At 64.9% G+C, this 12,561-nt stretch carries 11 protein-coding genes and 1 tRNA gene; 4 read left to right on the top strand and 8 right to left on the bottom strand.

Annotated elements, in window-relative coordinates:
• Nucleotides 1-26: 26 nt before the first annotated feature.
• The 8 genes from IVA74_RS11885 to IVA74_RS11920 form a co-directional block, all read right to left on the bottom strand.
• Entirely contained in the window at nt 27-1,412 is a 1,386-nt protein-coding gene (locus tag IVA74_RS11885; protein WP_247343288.1) for a sigma-54 dependent transcriptional regulator, read from the bottom strand.
• 44 nt (nt 1,413-1,456) lie between these two features.
• On the bottom strand, nt 1,457-1,807 hold the full coding sequence (gene fliN / locus IVA74_RS11890; protein ID WP_247343291.1) for a flagellar motor switch protein FliN: 351 nt from the start codon (nt 1,805-1,807) through the stop codon (nt 1,457-1,459).
• Between the two features lie 3 nt (nt 1,808-1,810).
• Nucleotides 1,811-2,431: a FliH/SctL family protein gene (locus tag IVA74_RS11895; RefSeq protein WP_247343294.1), complete on the bottom strand. Its 621-nt coding sequence runs from the start codon at nt 2,429-2,431 to the stop codon at nt 1,811-1,813.
• Nucleotides 2,431-3,522, bottom strand: a complete 1,092-nt coding sequence (gene fliG / locus IVA74_RS11900; protein WP_247343297.1) for a flagellar motor switch protein FliG — start codon at nt 3,520-3,522, stop codon at nt 2,431-2,433. The genes IVA74_RS11895 and fliG overlap by 1 nt, the downstream gene beginning before the upstream one ends.
• A gap of 32 nt (nt 3,523-3,554) precedes the next feature.
• Nucleotides 3,555-5,165, bottom strand: coding sequence for a flagellar basal-body MS-ring/collar protein FliF (gene fliF, locus IVA74_RS11905; RefSeq protein WP_247343301.1), 1,611 nt, complete (start codon nt 5,163-5,165; stop codon nt 3,555-3,557).
• A gap of 182 nt (nt 5,166-5,347) precedes the next feature.
• Nucleotides 5,348-5,623 carry a DUF1153 domain-containing protein gene (locus tag IVA74_RS11910; protein ID WP_002714638.1) on the bottom strand — a complete coding sequence of 92 codons (276 nt, stop codon included), beginning with the start codon at nt 5,621-5,623 and terminating at the stop codon, nt 5,348-5,350.
• A gap of 236 nt (nt 5,624-5,859) precedes the next feature.
• Entirely contained in the window at nt 5,860-6,570 is a 711-nt protein-coding gene (locus IVA74_RS11915) for a flagellar hook capping FlgD N-terminal domain-containing protein (protein WP_247343304.1), read from the bottom strand.
• A gap of 13 nt (nt 6,571-6,583) precedes the next feature.
• Nucleotides 6,584-8,170, bottom strand: a complete 1,587-nt coding sequence (locus tag IVA74_RS11920; RefSeq protein WP_247343307.1) for a flagellar hook-length control protein FliK — start codon at nt 8,168-8,170, stop codon at nt 6,584-6,586.
• A 343-nt stretch (nt 8,171-8,513) separates the two neighbouring features.
• Between IVA74_RS11920 and mnmA the strand changes: the two genes are divergently transcribed.
• From mnmA to IVA74_RS11940, 4 genes are all read left to right on the top strand, one after another.
• Nucleotides 8,514-9,695 (top strand): tRNA 2-thiouridine(34) synthase MnmA, encoded by a 1,182-nt coding sequence (mnmA, locus tag IVA74_RS11925; RefSeq protein ID WP_247343310.1) that lies wholly within the window; start codon nt 8,514-8,516, stop codon nt 9,693-9,695.
• Between the two features lie 238 nt (nt 9,696-9,933).
• The gene (locus tag IVA74_RS11930; protein WP_247343313.1) at nt 9,934-10,572 is read left to right on the top strand and encodes a class I SAM-dependent methyltransferase; all 639 of its coding nucleotides are present in this window, start codon (nt 9,934-9,936) and stop codon (nt 10,570-10,572) included.
• A 45-nt stretch (nt 10,573-10,617) separates the two neighbouring features.
• Nucleotides 10,618-10,974, top strand: a complete 357-nt coding sequence (locus IVA74_RS11935; protein ID WP_247343316.1) for a hypothetical protein — start codon at nt 10,618-10,620, stop codon at nt 10,972-10,974.
• Between the two features lie 239 nt (nt 10,975-11,213).
• A tRNA-Met gene (locus tag IVA74_RS11940) sits at nt 11,214-11,290 on the top strand.
• Nucleotides 11,291-12,561 lie beyond the last annotated feature (1,271 nt).

Consider the following 12,561-nt stretch of genomic DNA (forward strand, 5'->3'; position numbering starts at 1 on the left):
GCATTCTCTCGATCAGCGTAGAGCGCCTACGCCCCCACCATCGGCATGCGCGGATATTCACCCGGCGTGCCGGCGGGCGTAATCGGGATGCCGCCGTCGGAATATTCGTTGAGCTTGTTGCGCAGCGTGCGGATCGAGATGCCGAGGATGTTGGCGGCATGGGTCCGGTTGCCGAGGCAGTGCTTCAGCGTCTCCAGGATCAGGTCGCGTTCGACATCGGCGACGGTGCGGCCGACCAGGGCCCGCGTTACCTGCTCGGCGGCCATGGTGGCATGCGCCACGGCCGGCGCGGTCTTGGCGAGGTCGAGGCGGTCGCCGTCCGGCGTGAGGATGGCGTCGGCGCCGATCTCGTCGCCCTGCGCCATCAGGACCGAACGGTGCATGGTGTTTTCGAGTTCGCGGACGTTGCCCTGCCAGCGGTTGGCGGAAAGCACGCGTCGCGCTTCCGCCGAGATCGGGCGCATCGGCACGCCGTTGGCTTCGGCGTATTTCTTGACGAAGTGCTGGGCGAGCTCGAGAATGTCGGCGGGACGCTCGCGCAGTGGCGGGATCTTCAGATTCACGACGTTGAGCCGGAACAGGAGGTCCTCGCGGAACGTACCTTCGCGTACGGCCTCAACCAGATTGCGGTTCGAGGTCGCGATGATGCGAATGTCCACCGGGACAGGCTTGGTGCCGCCGACGCGGTCGATCACGCGCTCCTGGATGGCGCGGAGCAGTTTCGATTGCAGGCGGACGTCCATCTCCGAGATTTCGTCGAGCAGCAGCGTGCCGCCGGTTGCCTCCTCGAACTTGCCGATGCGGCGGGCGATCGCGCCGGTGAAGGCGCCCTTTTCGTGGCCGAACAGTTCGGACTCCAGCAGATGCTCGGGGATCGCGGCGCAGTTGATCGAGATGAACGGGCGCTTGGCGCGGGCCGAGCGGGTATGGACGTAGCGGGCCAGCACTTCCTTGCCGGTGCCGGATTCGCCGGTGACCATCACGGAAGCGTCCGAGCCCGCGATCTGCTGGGCGAGCTTGATCACCTTGGCCATCGCCTCGTCGCGGTAGACCAGCTCGCGGGAATCGTTGGCGACCGCGGCCAGCACGGCTGCGATCAGCTCCGGGTCCGGCGGCAGCGGGATGTATTCCTTGGCGCCGGCGTGGATCGCGGCAACCGCGGCGCGGGCGTCGTTGGTGATGCCGCAGGCGACGATCGGAGCGTGGATGTGCTCGGCTTCGAGCCGCATCACGAGGTCGCGGATGTCGAGGGCGACGTCGACCAGCAGCAGGTCGGCGCCTTTGCCGCCACGCAGCACGCGCATCGCCTGCTCGTGATCCTCGGCGTGGGTCACGGTGGCACCGTTCGCCATCGCGATCTTGGTGGCGGTGGTGAGCTGGCCCTTCAATGTGCCAACGATGAGAAGCCGCATATCAGTCTCCTGTCCGTCTGGTCGCGCTGCCGCGCGTCATCGCTTTAAGCGCGTTCAGCCTTGATGATTTCGGTCATGGTCACGCCGAGCTTGTCCTCCACCAGGACCACTTCGCCGCGGGCGACCAGCTTGTTGTTGACGTAGATGTCGATGGCTTCGCCGACGCGCCGGTCGAGCTCGAGTACGGTCCCGGGCCCGAGCTTCAACAGCTCGCTGACGTCCATCTTGGAGCGGCCGAGCACGGCCGAGACCTGCACCGGTACGTCGAACACGGCCTCGAGGTCGGCGGCGGCGCGCATCGCATATTCGTCCTCGTTGTAGCCGACGTCGGTGCCGGCAGGCGGCATCGGGCCGTTGAGATCGGGCAGCGGGACCTGTCCGTCAGTGTCGCTCATGGCTTAGCTCCCCCTGCGGGACGCAACATAGCGTCCCACCATTTCGTCGATCTTGGCTGTGATGGCGCCGCGCTCCAGCACGACGCCGCCATCGGCCCATTCGATCCGGCAATCACCGGTAGCAATCTCGGGCTCGGCCAGAATCACCAGCCGGCCTTCGAAGCCGCTCTGCTTGGCCAGCCGCTCCATGTTCTCGCGGGCCGCGTCGTAGAGCGCGTCGTTGATGCGGATGACGAGATGCGGCGTCGCGACCAGATGCGAGAAGCAGTCCTTGATCAGCGCGACGATCTCGCCGAGCGGCTCGGCGGCGACCAGATCGGCGCACAGCTTACGCGCCACCGCCACCGCCACGTCGACCGCCTCGGTCTCCATCTTGGTTTCGATGTTGCCGATGCCCGAGGCAATGCCCCGGATTCCGATGTTGATCTCTTCCATCGCGAGCGCGACGCGGCGGTCGCTCTCGGCCTTGGCCTCGCGCTGGCCGGCGGCAAAGCCGTCCTGATAGGCGCGCGCCTCGGCTTCCGCGACCTTCTGGGCGATCTCGGCCGCAGTTGCGGCCTTCTCGCGCGTCCGGTCGGGCGCGGCGAAGTCGTTGTCGAACAGGAATTTTGCCGGAGCGCCCATCAATACACCAGCTCGTCGTCGGCGCGGTTCTTGGTCAGCATGATCTCGCCCTTGGCGGCGAGGTCCTTGGCGAGGTTGACCAGCAGCGCCTGGGCCTCGTCGACGTCGCGCAGGCGGACCGGACCCATCGCCGCCATGTCGTCCTGGAGCATTTTGGCCGCACGCGAGGACATGTTGCCGAAGAAGAAATTGCGGACGTCCTCGTTGGCGCTCTTGAGCGCGACGCCGAGCTTGTCCTTGTCGACGTTGCGCATCAAGGTCTGGGCCGAGCCGGAATCCAGCTTCACGAGGTCGTCGAAGGTGAACATCAGCGCCTTGATGCGCTCGGCCGATTCGCGATTGTCCTCTTCCAGCGAGGTGATGAAGCGGGTTTCGGTCTGGCGGTCGAAATTGTTGAAGATTTCCGCCATCACTTCGTGGGCGTCACGGCGGCGGGTCTGTGACAGGTTGGACATGAATTCGGTGCGCAGCGTCTTCTCCACGCTCTCGATCACCTCCTTCTGGACCGCCTCCATCTTCAGCATGCGGTTGACGACGTCGAGCGCCAGATCCTCGGGGAAGATGCCGAGCACGCGCGCGGCGTGTTCCGGCTTCAGCTTCGACAGCACGACCGCGATGGTCTGCGGATATTCGTTCTTGAGATAGTTGGCGAGCACCTCTTCCTGCACGTTGGAGAGCTTCTCCCACATGTTACGGCCGGCCGGACCGCGGATTTCGTCCATGATGCCGTTGACGCGCTCGGGTGCAAGATATTGCTGGAGCAGCCGCTCGGTGGCGTCGAAATTGCCCATCAGCGCGCCGGAGGCCGACATCCGCGAGACGAATTCGAGCAGCATGTCCTCAACAGTGTCGACCTCGACGGTTCCGAGCGTCGACATCTCCAGCGAGAGCTGGCGCACTTCGTCGTCGTCGAGCAGCGACCAGATCTTGCCGCCATATTGCTCGCCCAACGCCAGCATCAGGATTGCGGCACGCTTCGGCCCCACCACGGCTTCGACCTTCGCACCTCCACGGCTGCCGGCACGCTGACCAAGCGTGGAGATCACGCTGGTGATGTCGTTGGAGTTGGCATTTTGCAGGGCAGCGGCCATGTCAGATCACTTCTTGATTCACTTGACGCGGATTATTTGGCTGGTTCGGTCAGCCACTGGCGGATGATGGCGACGGTTTCGTTGGGGTTGCGCTCGGCGAGCTCGCCGACGCGATGGACGGACTGGGCATGGACCTGGCCCTGGATGGTAGCGACGTCGATCGCGCTTGCGGCGGCGCCCGGCAGAAGCGGCTGGCTGCTGGGCGCTGCATCGTCGCTCGCGGCGGGGCCGGTCAGAACGCCGGAGATGGCGGCTGCGACTTCGTCGGATGCCAGGATGCGCTTGACCAGCGGCCGGATCACCAGGAACAGCACGATCAGGCCGAGCAGCATCATCACGCCGAGCTCGACGAAGTACATGACGTCGTCCTTGGTGAACTGGAGCATGCCGAGCAGGCCGGAGGGTTCGGCGATCGGGGTGGTCGAGGGGGCGTCGGCAAAGCGCAAATTGACGACCTCGACCTGGTCGCCGCGCTTCTGGTCGAAGCCGATCGCCGAACGCACCAGCGTGGCGATGCGGTCGAGCTGATCCTTGGTGCGGTCCTGGTAGGCCAGATCGCCCTTGTCGTTCTTGGAGTAGATGCCGTCGACCAGCACCGCGACCGAGATCCGGTTGACCCGGCCGGCCTCGGTCACTTCGGTCTTGGTGGTGCGGGAGATCTCGTAATTGTTGGTCTCTTCGCTCTTCTTGCTCTGGTCCTTGGCCGCGACGCCGCTGTTCTGCTGGTTGCCCGGCAACTCGTTGTTGACGGTGACCTGGCCGTTGTTGTCGGCGGTCATGCTCTGCTCTTCGCGGGTCTGGCTCGAGCGCAGCACGCGGCCTTCGGGATCGAACTTGTCCGAGGTCTGGGTGATCTTGTTGAAGTCGAAATCGGCGGAGAGCTGGACCCGGGCGCGCCCCGTCCCCACCACGGAGGAGACGATGTCCTCGACCTGCTTGCGCATCCGCTTCTCGAAGGCAGTGCGGCGCTCGTCGCCGATCTGCTGGTCCGGATCGGTCTGGGCGCCGTCGGCGAGCAGCTGCCCGGTCTCGTCGACGATCGAGACCCGCTGCGGCTTCAGGCCGTTCACGGCCGAGGCGACCAGGTGGCGGATGGCGCGGATCTGCTGGGCTTCGAGCGCGCCGCGGACCCGGACCACGATCGAGGCCGACGGCTCCGGCGCCTCGCGCGAGAATAGCGGACGCTCGGGCAGCACCAGATGGACGCGGGCGGCCTGGATGCGGTCGATGGCGCGGATGGTGCGGGCGAGCTCACCTTCCAGCGCGCGGAGATGGTTGATGTTCTGGACGAAAGAGGTGGTGCCGAGCGCGTCCGACTTGTCGAACACCTCGTAGCCGACCCCGCCGCCCTTGGGCAGGCCGCCCTCGGCGAGCTTCATCCGCAGGCGGGTGACCTTGTCCTTGGGCACCATGATGATGGTGCCCTCGTTGCGCAGCTCGAACTGGATGCCCTGGCGCTCCAGGTCCTTGATAATGCCCGAGGAGTCCTCGACGCTGAGGTCGGTGAACAGGGTCGTCATCTGCGGCGTGGTGACGCGCATGATGACGAACGCGAAAAAGCCGACAAGCGCGGCGGTAACCGCGATCATCGCCCCGAACCGGGCGGCTCCGATACCCTTCAGAAAGTCCGCAAGACCTTGCAAGCAACCGCCCCGATAGATTCGGCTGCTTTCACAGGAAAGGCCGACTGGGCAATTATTGCCTAGGTGATGGTTTCGATATGGTTAACGAAGGTTAAGAGCTGCGACAAAAGTAGCGCCATGAAAAAAATCGGCCTCGCGAGGCGAGCCCGATTTTCGTCAAAAGCCGCAGATTTCCGGATTGCCTACTGGCGGTATTGCTGGATGCGGGTGGTGCGAAGCCCCGCCAGACCGTGCTGGTCGATGGAAAACTGCCAGGAAAGGAATTCGTCTACCGTCAGGGTATAACGGCTGCAAGCCTCCTCAAGGGAGAGAAGCCCGCCACGCACAGCGGCAACGACTTCGGCCTTGCGGCGGATAACCCAGCGTTTGGTGCCGGGTGCGGGCAGATCTGCAATCGTCAGCGGACTGCCGTCCGGCCCGATGACGTATTTTACCCTCGGGCGATGGGGTTCTGTCATGGCGTACTCACAAACTCTCAACCACTGAACTCACGCCACAACCATAGGCATCGCGGCTTAAAAATCCGCTAAGCCTAAGGCTTCAATACAATTCTCGTTGAAAATGGCTGGAACGCAGCCGTCTCGACCGGCGGGAAGGGTGCATCCAGGCAGGCCGAGGGGGTATTTTAAATACTTTACTAACGAACGAGGCCTGCGCGGGGTGTCGCAAGGCCTCTCAACCGTGCACCCAGGCCTTAATTGCTGGCCGTGGCGATGATGCTCTTCACCTGGCTCAGGGTGTAGCTGGCGCCGTCGATGGTGAGCAGCGGCGGCGACTGGGTCAGGTCGACGGACGACACCGTGCCCTGCACCTGCGCGGCGATACCGACATTGTTGTTGGCGACATCCTTGCCCGTGGCCGAGATCGTGTACTTGCCGTCGGGCCATTGCGTGCCGTCGTTGCCCATGCCGCTCCAGGTGAACGGAACGTCGGCGCCGGCGCCGGCGGTATATTTGCCGGTGAACACGGTCTGGCCGCTGGCATTGGCGACGGTGATGTCGACCGTCGCGTCGCTGGGCACGTTGAGATGCCAGGTCGCCGACGAATTCGTCATGGACGCCGTAGTGCCGTCAACCAGGGCGGTTTTGCCGACGAAGCCGAGCGCCTGGGTCGCCTGCGTGGTCTGTTGCAGGGTGACCAGCTGGGAGAGCGAGTCGTTGGTCTTGAGCTGCTGCTCGACGCCGGCGAACTGCACCAGCTGCTGGGTGAACTGGTTGGTGTCGAGCGGATCGAGCGGGTTCTGGTTCTGCAGCTGCGTCGTCAGCAGCGTCAGGAAGGTCTGGAAGTTGCCCGCCAGCGTCGCGCCGGTGGTCGAGCCCAGGCTCGAGCTCGACGTGGAGGATTTCGTCAGATCGGTCGTGCCGGAGACGACCGAAGGAGCGGTGGCGCCAGTCGTGGTGGTCATGTCTCGATACTCCTCACACTCTGATGTCGACGCCGCTGCTCGATCCGAGCATGCGGCCGTAGCTGCGCCCGACCGGGGCTGTGGGAACTGCTTCCTCGTCGCTGATGATCAGCCGGCGGGCATTACCGCCATTGTCGTTGTTCTGGCCGGAGTTCTGGCCCGACGAATTCTGGTCGCGCAGGCTGAAGGACAGCCCATTGCTGCCGGTCTTGAGGCCGGCATCGTCGAGCGCGCGCTGCAATTGCGGCGCGTCCTGCCGCAGCATCTGCAGCGTCTCCGGCTTCTCGACGGTGAGATGCGAGGTGATCTGGCCGTTGCGGTCGACATTGATGCGGACATCGATGCGGCCGAGGTCGAGCGGATCGAGGCTGATGTCGAACCGGGTCTTGCCCGCGCGTGCGGCCGCCGCGATCTCGATCGGCACGCCACTGATCGGAATGGCGTTGGCATTCGCCGCGGTCGCGGTGAGCGTCGCGGTCGTGGCCGAAGTGGTATTGGTCAGCGGCGCCTGCACGGCAGAGGCTGCCAGCGCGCTGGTGTCGGTCGTGGGGACAGCGGCCTGCGTGCCCGCATGGGCATGCGGTGCTGCCGTCGCCGGTGTCGCATCGGCCGTGCGGTCGGAAGTCCCAGCCTTGGCGTCGGCCGCGTTCGCATCGATTGGCGGCTTGTCGGCTTGCGGATGCACCGCGTTGGCGGACGCTGCCGTCGCCGGAGTCTGCGCGGCGTTCGCCTTGCCGGTGTCCTGGCCGATATTGGAGACGTCGCTCCCACCTTGCGCGGTCGCGACGGCCTTGAACGAAGTTTTTGGCGTGCCCTGGTCGACGGCGGCGATCAGGCCGCCATTGGGCTTCGCATCGGTCGCGGTCGCGTCGGTCGTGGCATCGGCCAGCGTCGCCGAGGTAGCGGCATCGACCTTGGCGCCCGCGGTCTTGGCGCTCTTGTCGCCCGGCGTCGCGGTATCGGTCTTGGCGCCGGCAATCTGCGCCGCGGTGGATGCGCTGGCGGCGATGCCGGCGGCGGCGATCGTCAGCGGCGAGGAGGCGGTGCTGGCGGCCTGGTTCGCGGCCGCGTTCGGATCGAGCGGCACGACCGGCGCGGCCACCACGATGCTGGGGTCGGGCACGGCGGCCTGCGTCGGGTCAATCTGCGCGGTTGCGGCGGCATCGACAGCGGCAAGGCCATCGGTGCCGTCGGTCTTCTTATCCTTGGTGTCGTCGGACTTGTCCGCCGATTTGGCGTCGGATGTCTCGGACTTGTCCTTGGTCTTGCTATCCGCCCTGGCCGGATCGGCCGTTGTGTCGTTCTTGGTATCGTTCTTGGCCGGCGCGGAATTGTCGGTGTCGTCACTGGCCTTGCTCTGCGAGGACGGGTCGGTCGCCGAATGATCGCGCGGGCTCTTGTCCGAGGACGACGAGGAATCGGTCCGGCGCGGTGCGGTGTCCGGGGACGACGCGCTGTCGCTGATAGCTTGAGTGTTGCTGTCGACCAGCGAACCGAAGGAGTCGTTGGACGTGTCTTTCGACGCCTGCGACCGGGCAGGCTTTTGCTGCGCGCTCTGGACTTGCGCGCTTGCCGCTACATCTGACGTACGACCGACCACAGGCGACCCCTCGGAAACATCTTCGGCATAAGAGATAGCAAGGAGCGGGCCAGCCCCGCGCCTCGGTGTTTTATCAAGATAAATCAATGATTTGAAGAATCGTCCCCGCTGCTGCAAGGCCTTTCAAAGCCCCGTCATTTCTGCCTCCCCGGCAAGAATTGCCCTAACTGGCCGCCCCCATGATTGCTTCACCGGAAGGCCGCCTATATTAAAGAGACAGCTCTCAGCCGCTTTCGACCGGGCAAGCCGCCCTTCGGGAACCAAAGTTCCCGGGGATCGCTTATGTCCCGCCGGAAGCATCCAGCGGATCGCCCAACGCCGCCGTCACAACGCTTTAAGGCCCATGCTCAACAGTCTGGATCTCGAAGGCCGTCCTGAGGATACCAGGGTCGTCGTTGCCATGTCGGGCGGCGTCGATTCATCGACGACGGCTGCGCTTTTGAAGGCGGAAGGCTATGACGTCATCGGCATCACGCTGCAGCTCTACGACCATGGTGCCGCGACCCACCGCAAGGGCGCCTGCTGCGCCGGCCAGGACATCCACGACGCCCGCGACGTCGCGGCCAAGCTCGGCATTCCCCATTACGTGCTCGACTACGAGGACCGCTTTCGCGAGTCCGTCATCGACAATTTCGCCGACAGCTACGCGCTCGGCGAGACGCCGGTGCCGTGCATCGAGTGCAACCGCTCGGTCAAGTTCCGCGACCTGCTCAAGACCGCGCGCGAGTTAGGGGCGACCGCGCTCGCCACCGGCCATTACGTCGCCTCGCGCCGCCGCGCGGACGGCTCGCGCGCTCTGGTGTGTGCCGCCGATGCCGATCGCGACCAGAGCTACTTCCTGTTCGCGACCACGCAGGAGCAGCTCGATTACTTGCGCTTTCCGCTCGGCGACATGACCAAGCCTGAGACGCGCGAACTGGCGCGGCGCTTCGGTCTCGCGGTCGCCGACAAGCACGACAGCCAGGACATCTGCTTCGTGCCCACAGGGCGCTACACCGACATCATCACCCGACTGCGGCCGAACGCGATGGACCCCGGCGAGATCGTCGATCTCGACGGCCGCGTGCTCGGCCGGCATAACGGCATTGCCAATTTCACCATCGGCCAGCGCCGCGGCCTCGGCATCGCCGCCGCCGCGCCGCTGTTCGTGGTGCGGCTGGAGGCCGCCAACCGCCGCGTCGTCGTCGGCCCGCGCGAGGCGCTGAAGATGCACCGCATCGTGCTGCGCGACGTCAACTGGATCGGCGACGGCGACATCGACCGCGCGATCGGCGCCGGCCTCGAAATGTTCGTGCGCGTGCGCTCGACCCGCAGCCCCCAGCCGGCATGGCTGCGTGGCACGAACGGCCATTACGAGGTCGAGCTCGTCGCAGGCGAAGAGGGTGTCTCGCCGGGCCAGGCCTGCGTGTTTTACGACGCGCCCTCGGGCCAGGCGCGTGTGCTCGGCGGCGGCTTTATTCAAAGCGCCGCCGCGAAGGCTGCGACCGGCACGGCACGTCCGCTCGCCGAAGCCGTGCGCGGCTAATCCATGAAATCGGGCGGCACTCTCGCGACACCGGAAGTGCGCCCCCTCTCCCGCCTGCGGGAGAGGGTTGGGGAGTGGGCTCTCTCCACCCGCGATATATCGCGAGCGGATAAAGCCCTCACCCGGCGCTACGCGCCGACTTCTCCCGCAAGCGGGAGAGGTGCCAGACCGCGCGCGGGGCTGACTTCGATCTCACCAATAATCAATTCTCGATAGAGTTTGGCGTAAGGGCAGGGGCATGGCAGCAGACATCTCGCGGGCCGGGGTCGAGAAGGCCTATGGCCGCTGGGCGCCGGTCTACGATCTCGTGTTCGGCAAGGTCTTTGACGCTGGCCGGCAGTCGACCATCATCGAGGCCGACCGCATCGGCGGCCGCATCCTCGACGTCGGCGTCGGCACCGGGCTTTCGCTGTCGGACTATGCGCGCACCACAAAGATCTGCGGAGTCGACATTTCCGAGCCGATGCTGCGCAAGGCGCAATCGCGCGTGCGTGCGCTGCGCTTGAGCAATGTCGAGGTGCTCTCGGTGATGGATGCGAAGAATCTCGCCTTCCCCGAAAACTTCTTCGACGCGGTGGTCGCGCAATATGTCATTACCGCCGTGCCCGATCCCGAAGGCACGCTCGACGAGTTCGTGCGCGTCTTGAAGCCCGGCGGCGAGCTGATCCTCGTCAACCACATCGGGGCGGAAACGGGTTTTCGCAAACTCTCCGAACTCGCGTTTGCCCCGCTCGCCCGCCGTCTCGGCTGGCGTCCGGAATTTCCGTGGCAGCGACTGGTCGACTGGGCCGCAAAACACGGCGGCGTTACGCTGGCCGAGCGCCGCCCGATGCCGCCGATGGGACACTTTTCGCTGATCCGCTACCTCAAATCGTAATGTTCGGGGTGGGAACAGGGCGCACATCCCGCGCGTTTTCCGCCCATGCGCACGACATCAAACATCATTCTGGCCAGCCTCCTGATCGCCGCCTCCGGCAGCGCGATCGCGCAGGCCCCGCCCGCCCCGGCGACGCCGCCGCAAGCGACCGCGCCGCCATCCCCGCAGCACGCCACCAGTTGCACGCCGCAGGATCGCCCCAACCGCCAGGCCGACGGCACCACCACGGGCCAGTCCCGGGAACCGCTCGGCGACAAGCTCGCCAAATCGGACGGCGTGCTCTGCCCGCCCTCCGGCGTCGATCCCGAGATGCACGCGCCGGCGCCCAGCACGAACGGCGCCATGCCTGTCATCCCGCCCCCCGGCAGCCCCGGCGGTGACCCGACGGTAAGGCCGAAATAGGCCAATTCTGTCTCCCGATCTCGTCATGACCGGGCTTGTCCGGACCAGTCCGGCCATCACGGGTGTGGCTGGAAATCTGGTCCCGAAATAGGTCCAATTCGCTCCCCGAAGCGGACTTGTTCCGCCGTAGCTTCAGCAAAGGCGGAAGCTTACGCAAACGCGGATTGACAGCCCGCCGCCCCCTCCCTTATATGCCGCGCGTTCGCGAGATCGGCCGTATCAGGCCCTCGCGACCCTGTGGCGGGGTAGCTCAGCTGGTTAGAGCACGGGAATCATAATCCTGGGGTCGGGGGTTCGAGTCCCTCTCCCGCTACCAACGATTTTTGCATAATATCAAGAACTTGAGCGACTTTTTGCCGAACGCTCTTTTGTTCCCAAAGCGGGCTGTACAAAATCCGTACAAGCGAGCGTCGTTTTTCGACCCACGCCTTCGGGGCGGACCATCGGCTGCTATCGCAAGAAAGAACAGCGCCGGCATTGTCGAGAAGCGGCTTACGGCGCTAATCGATGAGCCGACGTCGCCGGAATTCGACGAAGCCGACCGAGCTACTGAGTAAGTGATTTCCCGCCGGCGTTAGGAGTTTGTACCAGACGGCTCCAGGACGCGATCGGCGCTGATTTCGTCGGCTGCGAGATGGCAGAGGATTTGAGTGCATCGCATTGGAAGCGCGGCATAGGTGCAAGCCTATCGGGGGTTGGAATCCCTCCCTCTCCGTCATGAACCCTCCCAAGCCGCTGAAACTCCAGCTTAACCTACAAAATAGGGCTTTCCGAAAAAGTCCGGTGGTACACGCAGGTGGTCACCGTGAGCCGTTTTCGCATGATCGAGCCTTGGGAAAATCCCCGCAGTCGCTTCTACTGGTTTCGCCGGCGCGTCCCCGCGAAGTACCGCAAAATTCGGCATGCCGGCCGAGATCAAGTTCTCGCTCGAGACGACGGACCGGGACGAAGCGCTTCTGCTCTGCTAGGAGCACAATCTGAGGCTCGAGAGGGAATGGCGCGCCCATCTCGTCGGCGCGCCGCCGGACGAGCTGACGAACCGGCAGATCGTGGCGCTCGCCGGGGAGTTCAACTCCGAGATGGTCGCGGCGCATGCGGAAGAGCCGGGCGCCCCGCCGCAGTGGAGGCGTTCGCTCGAGGAGATCGAACGAACGAAGCGCTTCTGGAACGGCACGCTCGGCACTAATCTGCTTCTGCCGTACCGGCCCGAGGCGCGCCGCGGCCGCGAACGATCAGAAGGCTTGGCAGTTCGTGGAACAGGCGATCATCAAGGCGCTCAGGGATCAGGACGCCTGGCATTTCGTGGAGCGGGCGATCAAGGCGCAGAAGTCGAAGAAGGCTTGATCGCTCCCTTGCCAAGAGGTTCGACGGTCGTTCCCCTCGATGCTGAGATATGCGCACCGAAGTGCCTCTCAGGCCGAGATCAAGAAGAGCGTGGCAGTCAAGGTCTTCACGGAATGCACCAGGACGAACACCTGGTGTCCCTGCGTGTCAATCGGCTTGCAACTTTGGCTCTGACGCAATTTTGGTGCATTGGTGATCATGTAGCGCCGATCAAGCGCGCCTGAAGAAGATCGAGCTTGGCGC

The sequence above is a fragment of the Bradyrhizobium sp. 132 genome (assembly GCF_023074185.1).
Classification (GTDB): domain Bacteria; phylum Pseudomonadota; class Alphaproteobacteria; order Rhizobiales; family Xanthobacteraceae; genus Bradyrhizobium.